This is a genomic window from Aeromonas sp. A600620 (assembly GCF_029479985.1).
Taxonomy (GTDB): Bacteria; Pseudomonadota; Gammaproteobacteria; order Enterobacterales; family Aeromonadaceae; genus Aeromonas; species Aeromonas veronii_A.
In genome coordinates this window covers 1-20,000 of sequence record NZ_JAAKXB010000008.1, presented here as the reverse complement: position 1 = coordinate 20,000, position 20,000 = coordinate 1, and the positions used below count along the sequence as shown (strand labels likewise).

Sequence of the window (20,000 nt, the reverse complement as noted above, 5' to 3'; positions counted from 1 at the left end):
TCCCGCCGGCACATTTCTCGCTCCCTCGGGGCAAGGCAGCCATCGCCCGGCTTGTTAACCTGCCTGCAGCCAAACGCCGGCCCACCGGCCCGTTCGGCCTTCCTTGCGATATCCAATGGCAGCCGCCAGCAGAGCGGCCCAGCCCGGGCGGATGCCTTGCGCCCGGTGTCGATATCTCCTTTGTATTTTTATTCAGACAGTTACGAGGACGTCTTCATGCCTATCACCACAAAATTGAAAGCGGTTTCACTGGGTGTCAGCCTGGCGCTGGCCGGCCTGCTGGTCGGTTGCAACCAGAATGACTCGGATCCCCTGGTCAAGGACGATGCCTATTACCGCGGCCAGGCCGAGGCCATGGTGGCCAAGCTGACCCTGAGCGAGAAGCTGGACCTGCTCTCCGGCCCCGGTTACGGCAGTGCCAACGGCGCCATCAACGTCAAGCAGGACGTGCCCGGCGTGGCGGGTTACATCAACGGCGTGCTGCGCAGCGCGGACGGCATCGACATTCCGGCCCTCAAACTGGCGGACGGGCCGGCCGGGGTGCGGATCAACGCCAACCGCGACGGTGACAGCGCCAGCTACTACGCTACCGCCTGGCCCATCGGCTCGCTGCTCGCCTCCAGCTGGGACGTCAAGCTGGTCAAGGCCGTCGGCGAAGCCATGGGGGACGAGGTGCGCCAGTACGGGGTCGACATCCTGCTGGCTCCGGGCATGAACATCCAGCGCAACCCGCTCAATGGCCGCAACTTCGAGTACTACTCGGAAGATCCCCTGCTGACCGGCAAAATCGGCGCCGCCATGGTCAACGGGGTGGAGAGCAACGGGGTGGGCACCACCATCAAGCACTACTTCGGCAACAACTCCGAGACCAACCGCAACCAAATCAACGACATCGGCGAACCGAGAACCTTCCGCGAGATCTACCTGCGCGGCTTCCAGATAGCGGTAGACGAGGCCCAGCCCTGGGCGGTGATGACCTCCTACAACAAGGTCAACGGCACCTATGTCAACGAGCGCAAGGATGCGGTGACCGACCTTCTGCGCGGCGAGTGGAAGTTTGACGGCCTAGTCATGTCCGACTGGTTTGCCGGCGACGTGGCCAACAACGCCTACAAGCAGGTGCTGGCGGGGCAAGATTTGATCGAGCCGGGCAACGTCAAGGAGCAGTTGCAGCAATCCATCGCGCACGGCGATCTCGACGAGGCCAAGGTGAACGAGGCCGCCATCCACATCCTGACCCTGGTGATGAAGAGCCCCTCTTACAGCCAGTTGGCCATCAGCAACAGCCCGGATCTGACCGCCCATGCCAAACTGGCCCGTCAGGCCGGCGCCGAGAGCATGGTGCTGCTGCGCAACGAGGCCGCGGCCCTGCCGCTGGCGGCAAGCAGCACCCTGGCCAGCTTCGGCATCAATCAGATCAACACCTACAAGGGCGGCACCGGCAGCGGGGATGTGAACGCCGCCAGCACCACCACCATCGCGCAGGGACTGGCAGCACGCTTCCCGGTCAACGAGGCGTTGCAGAGCTACTACCGCGATTTTTACGAGAACAACAAGGTCTATCACGAGGGGCAATTTGGCGCCAAGGGCTACTACACCTGCGCCGAGGCGCCGATCAGCGGCGAGCTGGCGGCGCTGATCGCCAATGCGGCCGCCACCCAGCAAGCCGCCGTCATCAGCATTGGCCGCCAGGCCGGAGAAGGGGCGGATCGCAGCAGTGGCAAGGGGGACTATCTGCTCGGCGATGACGAGCGCGCCCTCATCGACGCGGTGAGCAGCGCCTTCCACGCCCAGGGCAAGAAGGTGGTGGTGGTGCTCAACGTCAACGGCGTCATCGATACCGCCCAGTGGAGCGACAAGGTGGATGGCATCCTGCTGGCCTACATGGCTGGCCAGGAGACCGGCCACGCGGTGGCGGACGTGCTCTCCGGCGCGGTCAACCCGAGCGGCAAACTGGCCCAGAGCTTCCCGCACAGCTACGCCAGCGTACCCTCCGCCGGCACCTTCCCGGGCGAGGACACCGACGGGGACGGCGAACCGGACGATCTCTACTACAACGAAGGGATCTACGTGGGCTATCGCTACTACAGCACCTTCGAGCAGGCGGTCTCCTACCCGTTCGGCTTCGGTCTCTCCTACACCAGCTTCAGCTACACCAGCCCCGCCATCGCCAGCAATACCCTAGCGGACGGCAGCGCCGGCAACCTGGTGCTGACCGCCACCATCACCAATACCGGCGCCATGGCAGGCAAGGAGGCGGCCCAGGTCTATGTGACCGCCCCCGAGGTCAAGCTGAAGAAACCGCTCATCGAGCTCAAGGCCTTTGCCAAGACGGCGCAGCTGGCACCGGGGGCCAGCGAACAGCTGAGCTTCACCATTCCGGCCAGCATCCTCGCCAGCTTCGATGAGGCCAGCAACCAGTGGATCGTGGAGCCGGGCCGCTACAGCGCCTACATCAGCCCCTCATCGGATGTCTCCGCCAGCACGCCGGTCAGCTTCACGGTGAGCAAGGAGATCGTGGTGAGCAACACCACGCCGGGGGCACTGTCACTGCCGACCGGGGTGGATCCCGCCAGCGTCACCACCATCACCCGCTAACAAAGGCAGGCACGGCCGGGCCCCCAGCCCGGCCTTGCCCGACAATGGCCCTGCAATGACCCGACCACGGGATCGGCCTTGCGCCGGTCCCGTTTTTATTGGCGGGCGTTGCGATAGGCCAGCGGCGTCATCCGGGTGTTGGCCTTGAAGAAGCGGTTGAAGGCGCTCTGGGACGAGAAGCCGACCCGATCGCTGATGTTCTGTAGCGGTTGATCACCCTCCCCCAGCAAGCGGCAGGCTTCGCTCACCCTCGCCTCCCTGAGCAGGGTGGAGAAGCTGCGTCCCTCCCCCTGCAATTTGCGATTCAGGGTCCAGCGGCTGACATTCATGGCCGTGCACACCTCCTTGAGCAGGCTCTCGTCGCTCTCCAGCCCCCCTTCCCGGATCTTGTGGCGGATCCGCTCCCCCACCAGACAGGCAAAGGGGGCCCGCTCGGCGATGTCGGCACAGATCTGCGCCAGCTGAGCCAATTGCAGATGACCCAGCGGCTCGTTGTAGCACTGGCTGGGACAGTCGAGTTGGGCGTTGTCGATGGTCAGGGTGTTTTCCCCCTGCTCCCAGCGGCAGCGGGTGGCGAAGAACTGGTCCAGCAACTGATGGCGCGGTGGCGGCCGCCCCGTGAAGCCCACCGAGACCCGGGGATCCGCCAGATAGACTCGCAAAATTCGGTAGAGCATGATGAAGTTGGGGATAGCCTGACTCGCCCCCAGGCTGGCGGGCCCCTGATTGACATACAGGTATTGGCTGGCCTGCGCCCCCCGCAGCACCCGCAGCTCGTCACAACTGCCGATGATGGGGCGATAGGCCAGCAGCACCTCAAGCGCAGCCCGCGGCGAGGGCTGATTCAGGCACAGGCTGATAAGGGGTGGATAGTGCTGGTAGAGCTGCCCGATGTCGTAGGAGAGAATGGTTTCGTGAAAACTGGCCAGATAGGGCTGCATCAGTTGCAGCATCCGGTAGTGGCTGTGGGCCGGCAACCGTCCCTGTTCCCGCTCGATGTCGAACGACGTGAGACCGCCCGCCATTAGAATGGCATCGGGATCGCCCCCCTGCTGCTGGCAGGCTCCCAGCATTCGTCTGATCACCTGGCTTGATACGCTCTGTGACATCTGCCGTCCTGGCCTCCGTGCTGACAGGAAATTGCTCGTGATCTCCACTTTATCGACTACTGATCCACCTCCCATCGAACAGGGTTAGGAGACCAGGGACCATTATGGGGCGGTCACAGGACGAGCAGATGTAACGGAGTGTAAAAGCACGGGCCAGCACGCATATTTACTCCCTATCGTCAGCCTCACCCATTATGAGAGAGGCAGTCCGGCAGGAATCGGACAAGAGCAGCGATAGTCAACCAGCCGCCCACCGCGATAGGGAAGAGAATCACCCATATCAGGAGGCATACGACGAGCCGACCGGGTTTCACACGGAGCCGGCCCCATCCATCTGTTGAGCTGCATGGATCAGATGTGCCCGTTCATTATTCAGAGGCGGGCGGCAGAGTTGGAAAAACTGGTAGGGTTGTGTGGATTAGCGACACGAAGCTCACTGTGACATGGAGCCAAGCCACGGGAGTGGGTGTGAAAAAGCAGATAAAAACAATGCCAGTCAGGCTTTACTGACTGGCATTAGCCTCATACCGAGGTTTTTTATCACCGGGTAATCGCCATCTCCATTCAGGAGGGCTGTTCGCCTTTGCTCTGGGCACCCGGCGGCAAGGGTTTGCGCGCCATCAACTCCAGTTCGAGCAGAGCATAGCGGTGCTCGATGAAGTCATAGACGTTGTTGGAGAGCGCCAGCTTGAAGTAGCTGATGGCTTCCTTGCGGTTGCCTTTGCCCAACTCGAACTTGCCCAGATAGAAATAGGTTTCACACAGGCGCTCGGCCAGCTCCCGGTTATCCTTCACCCCTTTCACCACGTTGCCCATCAGCTGGGACGCGTTGATCTCGCCGGTATAGAGGCGAACCAGATCCCAGTTCCAGGCGTCGTCATCGTACTTGTTGAGGCGCTCGCGCATCCGGCTCATGGCCGCAGCGGGATTGAGCTTCTGCTCGGCCAGATAGAGCCAGATCACCCGATAAGGGTCTTCCGGCTGCGCTTCGTAGAAACGCTTCATATCGGCCGCTGCCAGCTCGGGACGATTACCGTAATAGAGGGCAATACCGCGGTTAAGGTAGGCATAGTCATAATCGGGTGCCAGCTCGAGGGCTGAGTCGAATGCCTCATAGGCTTCGTCGTAGTTCTGCTGCTGTACCAAATAGACACCGATGAAGTTGTAGGCTTCAGCGAAATCCGGTTTCTCCCGCAGGGCCCTGTTGAAATCGAGACGAGCGAGGGAACGCAAGCCGACGCGATCAAACACCACGGCACGTTCATAGAACAACTCGGCCCGTTGCTCCGTGGTCAACTCCATTTCACTCAGCATCTGCCCGAGTCGGGCGAGCGCCAACTCGCTTTGGTAGGAGACCTGCAGGGGGGTCGCCAATACCAGTGAAGCAGGCTGCGCCTTGGGAACCTTAGGGGTGTTGACATGACTGCTACTGCTGCAACCCCACATGGGTAGCAGCAACAGGATACCAAGGAGGTATCCAATCCCTTTCCTGACGTTCAATGAACACTCCGACGCTTACGCTTGACCCCGCATATGGTAAAGGTCAGCCGCCACTTTGTCATGTAGCTGAGCCCCTCTCCATCAAATAAATCAGGATTCGACAGGGTATCCGGCCTCCAGCCAGCCGCGAAAACCGCCGTCAACACTGATTACGTTGCGATAACCCATCTGTTGCAAATTGTCGGCCGCCAGTACGGAGCGAAAACCGCCACCACAATAGAGGTAGAGCTCGGTCTCGGGATCCGGGAACAGGGTCTCGATATCCCGCTCAATCACTCCACGACCCAGATATTGGGCTCCGGGCAGATGGCCTTTGGCCCACTCGCTCTCTTCCCGCACGTCGATCAGGTGAAACGTGCGCCCTTCGTCCTGCCAGCGCTTGATCTGGTGAACATCGGTTTCGGTGATGCGGGAGCGGATCCCGTCAACCAGCGCCAAAAAACGGGGATTGTGTTGCATGGCAAGCTCCTTTTGTTGAAATCATCTGCGTCAGCAAACGACACGCAGAGATAAGAAAAGAGCGCCATGAGGCGCTCTTCACTGTTACGGCAGGATTTCCTGTTGGTCCGCACCCTCTTTCTCTACCTGGGTGGGCAGCATGTGCTCGCGCTTGACGCCGAGGAACATGGCAAACGCACTCGCCACATAGATGGAGGAGTAGGTACCGAACGCCACACCGATCACCATGGCCACGGCAAAACCGTGGATCAGCGCGCCGCCCTTGAGCAGCAGCGCCAGCACCACCACGAAGGTGAGCCCGGAGGTGATAATGGTACGGCTCAGGGTCTCGGTCATGGAGAGATCGAGAATGTAGTCGGTATCCCCTTTGCGCACCTTGCGGAAGTTCTCCCGCAAGCGGTCGAACACCACTATGGTATCGTTCAGGGAGTAACCCACCAGGGTCATCAATGCCGCCAGCACGGTCAGGTCGAACTCGTACTGGAAGTAGGCAAAGACGCCCAGGGTGATCACCACGTCATGCACCAGCGAGAGGATGCCGCCCATGGCCAGACGCCATTCAAAGCGCACCGCCACGTAGATCAGGATACAGATGATGGAGGCCAGCATCGCCAACGCCCCGTCAGTAGCCAGCTCGTCACCGACTGAAGGGCCGACGAATTCGACGCGTTTGAGTACAGCGCCCTCATCGAGCAGCTTGGCCGCTGCCAGCACCTCGTTACCCTGCTGCTCGACCTTGACCCCCTCTTTCGGCGCCAAACGGAACAGCACGTCACGGCTGGAGCCAAAGTGTTGCAGGGTGGCCCCTTCAATCTTCTGCTCTTCCAGAACGTCGTGGATCTTGTCCAGGCTCACCGACTGCTGGAATCCCACCTCGATGGTGGTACCACCAGTAAAGTCCAGACCCCAGTTCAGCCCCCGATCAAACAGGAAGAACAGGGCTACCACCATCAGCACGGAAGAGAAAACCACACCCGGCTTGGCATAGCGCATAAACGGGATCGGTTTTTCAAAATGTAGAATCTGAAACATTTCTCTATCCTCAGATGGGCAGCTTGTCGATACGCCGTCCACCCCAAGCCAGGTTGATAATGGCACGGGAAACTGTGATGGCAGTAAACATGGAGGCGGTCAGACCAATGCCCAGCGTCAGGGCAAAGCCCTTAATGGCGCCAGTACCGATACCGAACAGGATCACGCAGGTGATCAGCGAGGTCACGTTGGAGTCGGCGATGGTGGAGAATGCCCGATCAAAGCCCAGATGGATGGCTTGCTGAACACCACGACCGTTGCGGATCTCTTCACGAATACGCTCGTAGATCAGCACGTTGGCATCCACCGCCATACCCAGCGTCAGGACGATACCGGCGATACCCGGCAATGTCATGGTGGCCCCAGGGATCATCGACATGATGCCGACAATCAACACCAAGTTCATACAGAGCGCCAGGTTGGCAACCCAGCCGAACGCGCGGTAGTAGATCCCCATGAACAGCACGATCACCAGCATGGCCCAGCCGATGGCTTCCATACCGCTGTCGATGTTCTGTTGACCCAGGCTCGGGCCAATGGTGCGCTCTTCCACGATCTGGATCGGGGCGATCAAGGCACCGGCACGCAGCAGCAGCGCCAGGTTGTGGGCTTCGTTGGCATTGTCGATACCTGTGATACGGAACTGGCTGCCAAGACGCGACTGGATGGTGGCGACGTTGATCACCTCCTCCTGCTTGCGGAACTTGCGCTTGCCATCCGGACCCGGTTGACCGACCGGCTTGTACTCGATGAAGACGGTCGCCATCCCTTTACCGACGTTGTCCTTGGTAAAGTTGGCCATCTTGTTGCCACCCTGGCCATCCAGCTTGATGTTGACCTGGGGACGGCTGTACTCGTCGAAACCGGACTGGGCACCCACGATGTGGTCACCGGTCAGGATCACCCGCTTTTGCAGCACCACGGGACGACCATTGCGATCGTTGTAGACCTTGGAGCTGGGCGGGACACGGCCATCGGCCGCAGCCTGGATGTCGGCAGTCTCATCGACCATGTGGAATTCCAGGGTCGCGGTTGCACCCAGGATCTCCTTGGCGCGGGCGGTATCCTGAATACCGGGCAGTTCAACGACAATGCGCTCGGCGCCTTGCTGTTGTACCAGCGGCTCGGCCACGCCCAGTTCGTTGACCCGGTTACGGATGATGGTGATGTTCTGCTCGAGGGCGTACTTCTTCACTTCCTTGATCTTGGCTTCGCTCAGACCAGCCAGCAGGATGAACTCATCCCCTTTCTGCTCGGTAGTGAAAGTCAAATCAGGGTTCTGACGACGCAGATGAGAAACGGCACGTTCCTGATCGGCTTCGTCACGGAAGATCACCTGCACCTGATCACCGACCCGGCGCACACCGGAGTAACGGATCTTCTGGGTGCGCAGCTCGGAGCGGAAATCCTGCACCATCTGCTCTTGCTGCTTGGTCAGTGCTTCGGCCATGTCCACTTCCATCAGGAAGTGCACACCACCGCGCAGATCAAGACCCAGCTTCAGAGGCGCCGCACCGATGGCTTCGAGCCAGGCGGGAGTGGAAGGTGCCAGGTTGAGTGCGGTAATGAAGTTATCGCCCAGCTTGTTGGCAACGATATCGCGCGCCTTCAGCTGGTCTTCGGTGTTCTTGAAACGGATCAGGATAAAACCGTGCTCGAATGCAGCATGTTTGACCGGGATCTTGGCCGCATCAAGGGTCTCTTTCACCAGATCAAGAGTATCTAGCTTGACTTCGGCACCACGGCTGGCAGAAACCTGCAAAGCCGGATCTTCGCCGTAAAGATTGGGGGCTGCATATAGAAAACCGATGGCGATCACCAGGATCACCATCAGGTATTTCCACAGCGGATAGCGATTCAACACGCTGTGCTCCTTGGGAGATTAAAGGGACTGGATAGAACCCTTGGGCAGAACGGCAGAGACGAAGTCCTTTTTGATGGTGACTTGAGTCTGGTCGTTCAGGGCGATCACCAGGTAATCGCTGTCTGCAGCCACTTTGGCAATTTTGCCAACCAGGCCACCGGAAGTGAGCACTTCATCACCCTTTGACAAGGAGCTCATCAGATTGCGGTGATCCTTGGCACGTTTGGCCTGGGGACGATAGATCATGAAGTAGAAGATCAGGCCGAATACGGCCAGCATGATGATCATTTCCATACCACCACCCTGTGCACCCGGTGCTGCGCCTTCTGCATACGCCTTGGAGATAATGCTCATTTAACAACCTCTTATTGATGTAGATTTAAAAAAACAAAATTATATGTTGTTGTTATTTAACGTCATTTTCAGCTAACGGAGGCACAGGCTTCCCTTGCCGACGGTAAAACTCTGTTACAAAGTCGTCTAATTTACCCTGCTCGATCGCGTCCCGCAAACCCTGCATCACACGTTGGTAATAACGCAGGTTATGAATCGTATTCAGACGGGCACCGAGGATCTCGTTGCACTTGTCCAGATGGTGCAGGTAGCTGCGGCTGTAGTTCTTGCAGGTGTAGCAATCGCACTCGGCATCCAGGGTGCTGGTGTCGTTGCGGTGCTGGGCGTTGCGGATCTTCACTACGCCATCGGTGGTGAACAGGTGGCCGTTGCGGGCGTTGCGAGTCGGCATGACGCAGTCGAACATGTCGATACCACGGCGCACCCCTTCCACCAGATCTTCCGGCTTGCCGACACCCATCAGGTAGCGCGGCTTGTCGGCCGGAATTTTCGGGCAGACGTGCTCGAGGATGCGGTGCATGTCCTCTTTGGGTTCACCTACGGCCAGACCACCGACCGCATAACCGTCGAAACCGATCTCCAGCAGCCCCTTGAGGGAGACATCACGTAAATCTTCGTAGACCGAGCCCTGAATGATGCCGAACAGGGCATTCTTGTTGCCCAGCGCATCAAACTTGTCGCGGGAACGCTTGCCCCAGCGCAGGGACATCTCCATGGACTTGCGCGCTTCTTCATAAGTGGCCGGGTACGGGGTGCACTCGTCGAAGATCATCACGATATCGGAGCCCAGATCGTACTGGATCTCCATGGACTTCTCGGGGTCGAGGAAGATCTTCTCGCCATTGATGGGGTGACGGAAGTGGACGCCCGCTTCGGTGATCTTGCGAATATGGCCCAGGCTGAACACCTGGAAACCACCGGAGTCGGTCAGGATCGGGCCCTGCCAGTTCATGAAATCGTGCAGATCGCCGTGGGCACGCATCACTTCCTGACCCGGGCGCAGCCAAAGGTGAAAGGTGTTACCCAGCAGGATCTGGGCACCGGTTTCACGCACCTCTTCCGGAGTCATCCCCTTGACGGTGCCGTACGTCCCGACCGGCATAAAGGCCGGCGTTTGTACCACACCACGTTCGAAGACCAGTTGACCGCGACGGGCACGGCCGTCGGTGGTTTTCAGTTCAAATTTCATTGCTACCTCGGCTGCGTCAGATAAACAGTCTGACAATAGGAGGGCCGCTCACGGCCCGGTAAATAAGCTGAAGCTTATGCTTCAACCTGGCGACGGGTGACGAACATGGCGTCCCCGTAGCTGAAGAAACGGTACTGTCCGGCCACGGCTGCCTGATAGGCCGCCATCACGTTGTCATAACCGGCGAAGGCGCTGACCAGCATGATCAGGGTCGACTCCGGCAGATGGAAGTTGGTGACCATGGCATCGACAATCTGGAACTGGTAACCAGGGAAGATGAAGATATCGGTGTCACTAAAGAAGGGCGCTAGCGGTTTGCCCTGCGCCAGGGTGACCTTGGCCGCGCTCTCCAGCGAACGGACCGACGTGGTCCCCACCGCGATCACCCGACCACCACGGGCACGGGTGGCCGCGATGGCATCCACCACCTCTTGCGGCACTTCCGCATACTCGGAGTGCATGTGGTGATCTTCAATTTTCTCTACCCGCACCGGCTGGAAGGTCCCCGCCCCTACATGCAGGGTGACAAAGGCCGTTTCAACCCCTTTGGCCCGAATTTTCTCAAGCAGCGGCTCATCAAAGTGCAGACCGGCGGTCGGAGCCGCGACGGCGCCCGGCTTTTGATTGTAAACGGTCTGGTAGCGCTCCTTGTCGGCATCCTCGTCGGGACGGTCGATATAGGGGGGCAGCGGCATGTGGCCGATGGCCTCCAAAATCTCCAGCACCGGACGCGGGTCGAGGAAGTGGATCTCGAACAGGGCGTCGTGGCGGGCGCGCATCTCGGCTTCAACGCCACCATCCATGATCATCCGGGTTCCGGGCTTGGGCGCCTTGGAGGCACGGACATGGGCCAGCACGCTGTGCTCGTCCAGAATGCGCTCGACCAGTACCTCCAGCTTGCCACCGCTGGCCTTCTGGCCAAACATGCGCGCCGGAATGACACGGGTGTTATTGAATACCAGCAGGTCACCCGGATTGAGCTGATCCAGCACATCCACAAATTGACCGTGGCGCAGGGCGCCAGTTTGACCATCGAGCTGCAACAGGCGGCTGGCAGTACGCTCTGCCATCGGATAGCGGGCAATCAGCTCGTCTGGCAGATCAAAATGAAAATCGGATACTTGCATCTTTCACCTCGGGGGGAATCGGCGGCTAGTCTAGTTATCCCCATCTTCCAAGGCAACCCAAAAGACCAAAAACCCAAGAGAGACAAGGGGTAGCGAGCAATATTGAGACACACCTCCGGTTAATGATTCTTTAATGTTCTGTATTGACCCTGATCATGTTTTGCCAATGGGCACTGGGCTAGGGTGAAAGCAGATACACAAGGAGGCCCACCATGATGACCCTATCCGAAATCATGACCGAACACCCCTTCACTCTGGGTCCGTCAAACAGTGTCAAACAGGCGATGGACCTGATGCAGCAGGAGCGGATCCGCCACATTCCCATCGTCGACGAGCAGCATCACCTGCTGGGGTTGGTAACTCTCACCGATATCCTGGCCACCCGGGAATCCAAGCTGCTGCTCATCAGCCCAGAGCGGGAAGCCGAATTTACCGACAGCGTGCAACTCGACGAGATCATGACACGGCAAGTGGCGAGCGTAGATCCTCACGCCGGCATCAAGGAGGCAGCACTTTACCTGCAGCGCCACAGATATGGCTGCCTGCCGGTACTCAAAGGACGCAAGCTAATCGGTATTGTCACCGAGTCGGACTTTATTGCCGTGGCCATCAACCTGCTGGAATTGATGGAAGAGCAGGAACCACCTACCGACTTTTGATAGATCAAGCTGTAATTAAATTACAATAAAAGCGTTTTCAGCCGTCTAAATAAGCTGAAATGATGAAACACTTTCATTTTGATTGAAAAATTACAACAAACACTTGCCTTGTGATCTGCGTCACACTATTATCCCTCCCATGCAATAGTTGCCGAGGGGGAGACGAGGGATTGTGCACCCATTATCTTCCTCTCATATGTCTGCAAGTTTGCACACCCCGTAGTTAGTCTTTGCTGTAAAGCATTTGTTTATATAGCCATTCCTTGTTTGATGACCCGGCCCTGTCGTTGCGATAGCGCCGGGATTTTTTTATCCGCGTTTTCTGCTCTCCCCCTTGTCAGCACATCCCCCATCGCTGCGAGCAGCTGCCTCAACCTCCTGCGCCACCTGTTTGCACCACCGTTTATCTCATCGCGTCATCGTGGCTCTGCACACCCCTTCTTATGCCTTGAAAAGGCGATGTAGCGCACAGATATTGAACCACGACAAAGAGTTATCTCAGTAGGCCAGAGATATTCATGTTAGGTACAGCCATAGTGAGTTATCTAATAAGTAGATTTAAGCAATTCAAAATTGCGGCTTTTATCGATTAGCGGAAGCCCCTAAGATGAATCCATCGAAAGTTAAGCGCCTCGTCTGGCAAGACTCTTCAACACCAGACCGGCATATGTACATCACCAAGGAGCAATTACATGTCTACCTACATCAACACTGAAATCAAGCCGTTCAATGCTACCGCCTACCACAATGGCAAATTCGTTCAGGTGTCTGACGCTGACCTGAAAGGCAAGTGGTCCGTGGTCTTCTTCTACCCGGCTGACTTCACCTTCGTTTGCCCGACCGAGCTGGGCGACCTGGCTGACAACTACGCTGAATTCCAGAAGCTGGGCGTTGAGATCTACTCTGTCTCTACCGATACCCACTTCACTCACAAAGCATGGCACGACACTTCTGACACCATTCAGAAGATCCAGTACCCGATGATTGGTGACCCGACTGGTACCATCACCCGCAACTTCGGCGTGATGATCGAAGAAGCCGGTCTGGCTGATCGCGGTACCTTCGTGATTGACCCGCAGGGCATCATCCAGATCGTCGAGATCAACGCTGGCGGCATCGGCCGTGACGCACTGGAACTGCTGCGCAAAGTCAAAGCAGCCCAGTACGTTGCCTCCCACCCGGGTGAAGTGTGCCCGGCTAAATGGAAAGAAGGCGAAGCCACTCTGGCCCCGTCCCTGGATCTGGTAGGCAAGATCTAAGCCTCCCGCTTCCAAGACCGGCCCGCATAAGGGCCGGTCTGCTTTCCGGCATTGCCAAATAGGCCTGAAAGCAGACCGACTCACATTTAATGCCAACTCGCCATTACAAGAAGGAATTCGACCATGTTGGATACCAACCTCAAACAACAGCTGAACACCTATCTGCAGTACATCGTCAATCCCATCGAGATCAGCGTGTCCGGCAACGACAGCGACAAATCTGCAGAGCTGCTGGCACTGGCCAGCGAGATCGCCGAGATGTCCCCCAAGATCACCCAGACCTCTGGCACTGCCGCTCGCAAGCCTTCCATGAGTGTCGCGCCGCAGGGCCAAGCCCCGCGCGTTCACTTTGCCGGCATCCCCATGGGTCATGAATTTACCTCTCTGGTGCTCGCCCTACTGCAAAGCGGCGGCCACCCCTCCAAGGCCGATGCGGCCGTGCAGGAGCAGATCCGCAATCTCAAGGGTGAGTTCCACTTCGAGACCTATATCTCCCTCTCCTGCCACAACTGCCCGGACGTAGTACAGGCCCTCAACCTGATGGCGACCCTGAACCCCGGCATAACTCACACCATGATCGACGGCGCCCTGTTCCAGGAAGAGGTTGCCGAGCGTCAAATCATGGCGGTGCCGAATGTCTACCTGAACGGCCAACCGTTCAGCCAGGGCCGTATTTCGCTCGAAGAGATCGTCGCCAAACTCGACACCGGTGCCGCCGAGCGCAAGGCTGCCGAGCTGAATGAGAAAGATCCCTACGACGTACTGGTGGTGGGCGGTGGCCCGGCTGGCGCCGCAGCGGCCATCTATGCCGCCCGTAAAGGCATTCGCACCGCCATCGTTGCCGAGCGTTTCGGTGGTCAGGTGATGGACACCGTCGGTATCGAGAACTTTATCTCCGTGCCCTACACCGAAGGCCCCAAACTGGCCGCCAGCCTGGAGCAGCACGTCAAACAGTACGGCGTGGAAGTGATCACCGAGCAGCGCGCCGCCGCCATCAGCAAAGATGGATATGTGAACGTGGATCTCGCCTCTGGCGCCACCTTGAAGAGCCGTGCCGTGATCCTGGCTACCGGTGCCCGCTGGCGTGATCTGAACGTGCCGGGTGAGATCGAGTACCGCACCAAGGGCGTGGCCTACTGCCCGCACTGCGATGGTCCCTTCTTCAAGGGCAAGCGAGTAGCTGTGATCGGTGGCGGTAACTCCGGCATCGAGGCAGCGATCGACTTGGCTGGCATCGTCGAGCATGTGACTGTGGTGGAGTTCGCCGACACCCTGCGTGCCGATGAAGTACTGCAGAAGAAGGCTCGCTCCATGGGCAATATCGACATCATCATGAGCGCGCGCACCACCGAAGTGATCGGTGATGGCAGCAAGGTGGTCGGTATGGATTACGAAGATCGCACCACCGGTGAGATCAAGCACCTGGCGGTAGCGGGCATCTTCGTCCAGATCGGTCTGGTACCGAATACCGAGTTCCTCAAAGGTAGCGAGATTGCCCTGACCCGCTTTGGCGAGATCGAGATCGATACCAAAGGGGCGACCTCCCTGCCCGGCGTCTACGCCGCTGGCGATGCCACCACGGTACCGTTCAAGCAGATCATCATCTCCATGGGTGCTGGCGCCACCGCCGCACTGGGTGCGTTTGATTACCTCATCCGCAACCCGGCTCCTGAAGCGACCCAGGCTGATGCTGTGACCGCCTGATAAACCCAGCGCAACAAAAAGCCGACGCTCGATTAAGTAAACACGAGCGTCGGCTTTTTTATATCTGCATCGATGCGCAATAAAAACCCCGCAGCAAATGGCGGGGTTGTTCATGACTGGACTTAAACGACGGGCATCACTCCAGCAAGAAAACAGCCTCGATATTATCACTTACCGTGATCTGCTGTTGTTGATAGCTGTTGTCCGCCATATCCGCCGCAGGTGCAGCCATCGCCATGGCCTGCACCACTTTCAGGTTGCGGCTGTAGGCGGTAATGGGCGAAGCATTGCGGTACTCCACACTGTAGACCTTGCCAAGCTTCATCCCGAACGCCTTGGCCAGAGATTCAGCCTTGGTTTTGGCATCCTCAACGGCATTCAGACGGGCCTGCTCCTTGATGACCTGCGGCGATTTCAACCCGTACTCAATCTGGGATACGGACTCCAGCCCGGCTTTGAGTGCGGTATCCATCAGGGGGCTCAACTTGTCGAGCTGATAGAGCTTCACCGCCAATTGCCGCTGAGCACGATACCCCAACAATACAGGCTTCTTGTTTTCGCCATACTGATATTCCGGCGAGACCATCAGGTTGCCAGCCTCAACATCGCTGCGCTTGATCCCCAACCCTTCCAGTTGGCTGAAAAAGGCTGCGACCTTGGTATCGACCTGCTGCTTGGCCTTGAGGCCCTGCTTATCCAGTGCACTCACCGCCACATTGAGGGTGAGCATATCGGGTTCGGTCTTCTGCTCGGCATAACCGCTCACCACCAGATGGGGCGCTTGCGGCACTTCAATCGCCAGCAGCGGAGCACTGACAACCAGAGCGGAAAGAGTAAGAAGGGGACGCCACATAGAAAAAAACCTCAATCGGAAAGATTGAGGCCATTATGCCCGTGCAGTTACGGGATTCATATATCATGCGAGGGGGGGAACTGATCCAGTATCTGATTGGTCAGATCGAGACTGATGGTGACCACGCTGCAGACATCTGGGCTCTGCTCTACCTTATCTTGTGACGATGTCGCACCGCAGACCTGCACCTCATCATCGAAATGGAACGAGTCCCACGACAGAACATGTCCTTGCACCGCCTGTCCGAGATCGGTGCCACCAATTGCCTCCTCCATCGCAGACCAAGGGATGGTATCAGACGGCCCAAGCAAATTTTGCAACAACGGAGGGTGAAAACTGACCAGTGGATACTCCTGCTGACCCTGCTCATGGCCAACCAGAATCATGTTATGGGCAGACTCGGTATCCAAAACAGGCACATAGGTGATAGAGGCTGCAGCAAAGTCAACATAGAGCGAGCCCGCGACATCACCGGCCTCATTCTCTATCTCCATCCCATCCAGCCGATCACCGGCGATCGAGGCCTGATAGCCAAACTGACCTGCGCAGGTAATGTTGCCCTGTCCATCCCAGCTATAACGGATGCCATCAATGTCGACCCAGTTGAATGACTGCATGATTACCCTCTCTTCTACGGCCGCTATCTTATCCATCCACCTAAAGAAAAAACAGGGGCCAGGCAAGCCCGGCCCCGAGAGAGGGTTACGGATCAACCTTCAAGTTACCGTCATCCAGCAAGTGCTTGATGATCTCCTGATTGGAGCCCAGTGAGGCGAGGTCGAGTGAGTTCTGGAACTGGATGGTCAGTTCCGGGCTCCCACCGGCCCCGGCAGGATCTATCGTCAACGTCTTGGTCGTTGTGTTGAACTGCAGATAGTTGTCCAGCACGGCTGCCAGATCCTCGTTGTTCCCCACTGCAGGTACGCCGACCAGCAGATCCGAGAGATCCAGTACATCTCCACCATTGTTGGTATCACCTAAAGTGAAATCAGTAATGGTATCGATACTGCCGTCCGCATCCCCCGCCAGCCACTTGAAGGTGTCACTCTCCCCACCACCGGTCATGGTATCGCTGCCAAGGCCGCCGATCAGAATGTCCTTACCAAGGTCGCCCGTGAGTATATCGCTACCAGAACCACCATCCAGATAATCATCACCGACACCTCCAACAAGGGTGTCGTTCCCTTCCTGGCCAAAAAGGATATCGTTGCCACTGCCACCATATAGGGTGTCATTACCACCACTGCGGCTACTCTCCCCACTCAGCTCAGTAATATGGGTCCGGATGTAATCCACCGTCTGTTCACGTGTCCACCCATGACTGGACTCCAGCGTTTCAAATACCAGCCAACCAGAACCTTGGGGCAGATCCAGTCCCAACTCGCTGGCCAGCGTATCGGTATTGAGTACATCGCCAAACAGGATGTCATTGCCAACACCACCATCGGCCACGTCATTGCCGGCCCCCAGCAACACAGTAATCTGATCCCCCTCGGTCAGGGCTGCCGTCAACTGCTCGGCACTGGTCACAATCTGGGCATCGCCGATCGGGGCATTGAAACCCTGCTCGATCCGGATATTGTCTATCCGTACCTCAGCATTCCGGTCATTGGAGCTGTCGAGCAGTTCGAACACAAACCCGTATTGCCCGACAGGCAGTCCATCGGTTGTGATAGTGCTGTAAGCCGTCAAAACAGATGAACTAACGCCAGTAATGGTGCCCGTTTGCACTGGATTGAGCATATCCCAGACGCCACCCTCGAGTTTCACCAACTTCCAGGTGAAGCTGTCGCTGCTATTAACACCATTCAAGGCATACTGGAACTGCAGACTTGCTCCGGCTTGTGCCGCAGAAACCTGGATGGCATTGGCCACGGCGAGCGCCAATATTGTCCTGTCAGAATCAGAACCGGTTCGATCATCCCGGATCCGCAAGCTTCCATTTGTAACAGTATGCGATCCCTGAGCATCACCACTGAGCACCCATCCCGAGGCGGCATTTATGCCGCTACCACTACCAAATGTGGCCAAGTCAAGGAAGCTGCCTGCCGAGTAAAACTGATCTGCCGTTTCAGTCGTGTTATCAAAGAACTTCAACAAATCCTTGTTAACATCATTGGTCACCCCGATTGCATTGACCTGGCTGATGGCACTGAGTGAAACAAAAGCATCCACCGACTCCTTGATCACCTCAAATGTGGTGCTGTTGCCTGGTCCGGCGACCTGATTGCTGTCATTGAGGTAGTAAGTCGGGTTACCATCCGTGACAAAGAATGTCAGGTTCTGGTAACCGGGAGCAGCCTTGCTACCATCATTGAACCACTGCACGGCCTGATTGAACGCGGCTTCATAGTTGGTGCCACCATTGGCAACCAGTGCATCAATGGCATTGGTCAGGTTGCTCACATTACTGGCATCAAGCCCTACTATTGTCACACTCTCGCTGGCATTCGCCGCAAAACCAATCAAGGTGACATTGATCTCACCATCATGATCTTTCAACTGGTTGGCCAAATGGGTCAGGGAGGCCTTGAGCATATTCAGTCGTGCTCCAGCCATACTTCCAGACACATCGACCACCAGGGCAATATTGTAATTCTCACCCGGGATGAAATTGGTACTGGTGCCGCCGATGTCCCCCACCACAATATCGTGACCAGCACCGCCTGCAACCAGACCATCCACACTACCGTTGGAGTTGGGCACCTTGTGATCATCATCCGTGCCGGGGGTCCCGGTAGTGTCGGGGGTATCCGAGGTGTTGCTGCCCACAACCAGAATATTGGACGCGACGGGAGGCTCATTGCTCTTGACCGATACAGTAAAGTTGGCGCTGGCTTTATCTCCATCGGCATCAGTCAAGGTAGCACTGAAATCAAGGTCAATATCAGGAGGCGTGATCTTGTCGATCACTCCGAAATTCTCGATCCTCACCGAGTCATTGCCATTCAGCACAAAGCGGACATAAAGCTGGCTGAACTCCCCATCGGGTTCTATGCTGGCCAACTGCATCGACCCTTTGAGTCCTGACAGAACAAGCTCTCCGGAATCGACGACGGTCACGCCATCGGCAGCATAAGCCACCCACTGTATGGTGCTGGTATTGGTGTTGCCAACCCCGTAGACGTTGAAAGAGAGCCCATCAACGGCTGCAGTCGTGGATACCTTGAACCCTTCGTTATTGTCCAGGTTGCCGTTCTTAATCCCGAAACCATTGTTGTTCGGGTTGAGATTATCTGCATCACTCCCCGGCAGATCCTGAGGATTATTGACGCTGCCATTGAACAGCAGACCATCGAACAGTACACCAATCCCGCCAGCAGTAACTCCGATCGTCTCAACAGGCCCGCCAGCACCGAACTGTGCCCCGATCGAGAAAGTCTGGGTTGGCTGGGGAGTAACCAGTTCAAAGCTGTAAGTATTGTCGTCATTGAGTGTCAATGTATAGAACACTTTAGGTGGCTGCCCACTACCATCAATGGTTGCTACCAGAGTCTTGCCATCAGTCGACAAGGTTTCGGTGATCCCTGCCAAATCAGGCCATCCAGTCAGTTTCAGTCCACCAGTACCCAGAGGGCCATCAGCACCAAAAGAGACGCCAAACAATCCACCGGTAGTGATGTCGGCTACATTCATCACTTCCAGACTTTCGATGCCTGTGATCACGGGCATATCGTCTTCAATAACAACACTGACCTGCTTGGTATCACTCAAGTCACCATCACTGGCTGACAGGTTGAAGGTAAATGTCTTCAGTCCTTCCTTATTGTCTCCAAATTCATGATCGATGGGCCCCAGCAAGGTGACGGTATATTTACCAACCGGATCTACAGATACTTGTATGACTGGGATCCCTCCCGCTGAACCCACCAGTGTCGCAGACCCTATACCACTCCACACAACTGGTACCCCTCCAGAGCTCAGGCCAGATGGAGCAGAAAGAGTGAACGTAAAGGTATTGCTGTCGATATCTGTCACACTTGCCGTCGCATGGGTCGAGGTGCTATCGGTAATATCGCCGGGATTGGGTGAATTGTCTGGATTGGATCCCGGTAATCCCTCCTCGGATATGCGCAGATCCGAGACAGTCAGCATGGGAGCATCATTAGTTGCAGTGACGGTCACGGTGAAGGGCTTGCTGTCTGCCCCACCCTCGTCCGTGGTCCCCGCCACATTGCCATTCACGACCCCGCTCCAGTCCGCCGGCAAGCTAAAGCCAGGTACGCCCGCTGTGCTCGCACCGCTCCAGCTGTAGCTGCCCGCCACCGCGCCAGCCACCCAGCCTGCCCCCAT

15 protein-coding genes are annotated in these 20,000 nt (G+C 57.3%); 4 read left to right on the top strand and 11 right to left on the bottom strand.

Annotation, left to right across the window (positions count from 1 at the left end):
• The first annotated feature begins 216 nt into the window (after positions 1-216).
• Positions 217-2,598, top strand: a complete 2,382-nt coding sequence (locus tag G5533_RS11575) for a beta-glucosidase family protein (protein ID WP_441254827.1) — start codon at positions 217-219, stop codon at positions 2,596-2,598.
• A gap of 95 nt (positions 2,599-2,693) precedes the next feature.
• Here G5533_RS11575 and G5533_RS11570 read toward each other — a convergent pair whose 3' ends face one another.
• The 8 genes from G5533_RS11570 to queA form a co-directional block, all read right to left on the bottom strand.
• Complete coding sequence (locus G5533_RS11570) at positions 2,694-3,671, bottom strand: helix-turn-helix domain-containing protein (RefSeq protein WP_441254857.1); 978 nt, start codon at positions 3,669-3,671, stop codon at positions 2,694-2,696.
• A 600-nt stretch (positions 3,672-4,271) separates the two neighbouring features.
• Positions 4,272-5,207 (bottom strand): lipoprotein NlpI, encoded by a 936-nt coding sequence (gene nlpI, locus G5533_RS11565; RefSeq protein WP_005344691.1) that lies wholly within the window; start codon positions 5,205-5,207, stop codon positions 4,272-4,274.
• Positions 5,208-5,297: 90 nt separating this feature from the next.
• Positions 5,298-5,666: a rhodanese-like domain-containing protein gene (locus G5533_RS11560; protein WP_441254826.1), complete on the bottom strand. Its 369-nt coding sequence runs from the start codon at positions 5,664-5,666 to the stop codon at positions 5,298-5,300.
• 84 nt (positions 5,667-5,750) lie between these two features.
• On the bottom strand, positions 5,751-6,698 hold the full coding sequence (gene secF, locus G5533_RS11555; protein ID WP_421173000.1) for a protein translocase subunit SecF: 948 nt from the start codon (positions 6,696-6,698) through the stop codon (positions 5,751-5,753).
• Between the two features lie 10 nt (positions 6,699-6,708).
• Complete coding sequence (secD, locus tag G5533_RS11550) at positions 6,709-8,562, bottom strand: protein translocase subunit SecD (protein ID WP_421258887.1); 1,854 nt, start codon at positions 8,560-8,562, stop codon at positions 6,709-6,711.
• An 18-nt stretch (positions 8,563-8,580) separates the two neighbouring features.
• On the bottom strand, positions 8,581-8,916 hold the full coding sequence (gene yajC, locus G5533_RS11545) for a preprotein translocase subunit YajC (protein ID WP_005337327.1): 336 nt from the start codon (positions 8,914-8,916) through the stop codon (positions 8,581-8,583).
• Positions 8,917-8,968: 52 nt separating this feature from the next.
• The gene (tgt, locus tag G5533_RS11540) at positions 8,969-10,105 is read right to left on the bottom strand and encodes a tRNA guanosine(34) transglycosylase Tgt (RefSeq protein ID WP_005337329.1); all 1,137 of its coding nucleotides are present in this window, start codon (positions 10,103-10,105) and stop codon (positions 8,969-8,971) included.
• A 74-nt stretch (positions 10,106-10,179) separates the two neighbouring features.
• Positions 10,180-11,232 (bottom strand): tRNA preQ1(34) S-adenosylmethionine ribosyltransferase-isomerase QueA, encoded by a 1,053-nt coding sequence (gene queA, locus G5533_RS11535; RefSeq protein ID WP_005344678.1) that lies wholly within the window; start codon positions 11,230-11,232, stop codon positions 10,180-10,182.
• Positions 11,233-11,444: 212 nt separating this feature from the next.
• Between queA and G5533_RS11530 the strand changes: the two genes are divergently transcribed.
• The 3 genes from G5533_RS11530 to ahpF all read left to right on the top strand — a co-directional run bounded on the left by G5533_RS11530 (position 11,445) and on the right by ahpF (position 14,854).
• Positions 11,445-11,891: a CBS domain-containing protein gene (locus tag G5533_RS11530; RefSeq protein WP_013723842.1), complete on the top strand. Its 447-nt coding sequence runs from the start codon at positions 11,445-11,447 to the stop codon at positions 11,889-11,891.
• 692 nt (positions 11,892-12,583) lie between these two features.
• A complete protein-coding gene (gene ahpC, locus G5533_RS11525; RefSeq protein WP_005337335.1) occupies positions 12,584-13,150 on the top strand; it encodes an alkyl hydroperoxide reductase subunit C in 567 nt (188 codons plus the stop codon).
• A 123-nt stretch (positions 13,151-13,273) separates the two neighbouring features.
• Positions 13,274-14,854, top strand: coding sequence for an alkyl hydroperoxide reductase subunit F (ahpF, locus tag G5533_RS11520; protein WP_441254825.1), 1,581 nt, complete (start codon positions 13,274-13,276; stop codon positions 14,852-14,854).
• Between the two features lie 136 nt (positions 14,855-14,990).
• Here ahpF and G5533_RS11515 read toward each other — a convergent pair whose 3' ends face one another.
• The 3 genes from G5533_RS11515 to G5533_RS11505 form a co-directional block, all read right to left on the bottom strand.
• Positions 14,991-15,707, bottom strand: coding sequence for an SIMPL domain-containing protein (locus G5533_RS11515; RefSeq protein WP_005337338.1), 717 nt, complete (start codon positions 15,705-15,707; stop codon positions 14,991-14,993).
• Positions 15,708-15,763: 56 nt separating this feature from the next.
• A complete protein-coding gene (locus tag G5533_RS11510; RefSeq protein WP_042056172.1) occupies positions 15,764-16,324 on the bottom strand; it encodes a hypothetical protein in 561 nt (186 codons plus the stop codon).
• A gap of 85 nt (positions 16,325-16,409) precedes the next feature.
• On the bottom strand, positions 16,410-19,985 hold the full coding sequence (locus tag G5533_RS11505; RefSeq protein ID WP_441254824.1) for a VWA domain-containing protein: 3,576 nt from the start codon (positions 19,983-19,985) through the stop codon (positions 16,410-16,412).
• Positions 19,986-20,000: the final 15 nt, after the last annotated feature.

Excerpts from the sequence above, each read along its gene's own strand:
- yajC (WP_005337327.1), bottom strand. The coding sequence starts at position 8,916 with ATGAGCATTATCTCCAAGGCGTATGCAGAAGGCGCAGCACCGGGTGCA.
- secF (WP_421173000.1), bottom strand. The coding sequence starts at position 6,698 with ATGTTTCAGATTCTACATTTTGAAAAACCGATCCCGTTTATGCGCTAT.
- G5533_RS11530 (WP_013723842.1), top strand. The coding sequence starts at position 11,445 with ATGATGACCCTATCCGAAATCATGACCGAACACCCCTTCACTCTGGGT.
- G5533_RS11560 (WP_441254826.1), bottom strand. The coding sequence starts at position 5,666 with ATGCAACACAATCCCCGTTTTTTGGCGCTGGTTGACGGGATCCGCTCC.
- G5533_RS11570 (WP_441254857.1), bottom strand. The coding sequence starts at position 3,671 with ATGCTGGGAGCCTGCCAGCAGCAGGGGGGCGATCCCGATGCCATTCTA.
- queA (WP_005344678.1), bottom strand. The coding sequence starts at position 11,232 with ATGCAAGTATCCGATTTTCATTTTGATCTGCCAGACGAGCTGATTGCC.
- ahpF (WP_441254825.1), top strand. The coding sequence starts at position 13,274 with ATGTTGGATACCAACCTCAAACAACAGCTGAACACCTATCTGCAGTAC.
- G5533_RS11510 (WP_042056172.1), bottom strand. The coding sequence starts at position 16,324 with ATGCAGTCATTCAACTGGGTCGACATTGATGGCATCCGTTATAGCTGG.
- G5533_RS11575 (WP_441254827.1), top strand. The coding sequence starts at position 217 with ATGCCTATCACCACAAAATTGAAAGCGGTTTCACTGGGTGTCAGCCTG.
- G5533_RS11515 (WP_005337338.1), bottom strand. The coding sequence starts at position 15,707 with ATGTGGCGTCCCCTTCTTACTCTTTCCGCTCTGGTTGTCAGTGCTCCG.
- ahpC (WP_005337335.1), top strand. The coding sequence starts at position 12,584 with ATGTCTACCTACATCAACACTGAAATCAAGCCGTTCAATGCTACCGCC.
- tgt (WP_005337329.1), bottom strand. The coding sequence starts at position 10,105 with ATGAAATTTGAACTGAAAACCACCGACGGCCGTGCCCGTCGCGGTCAA.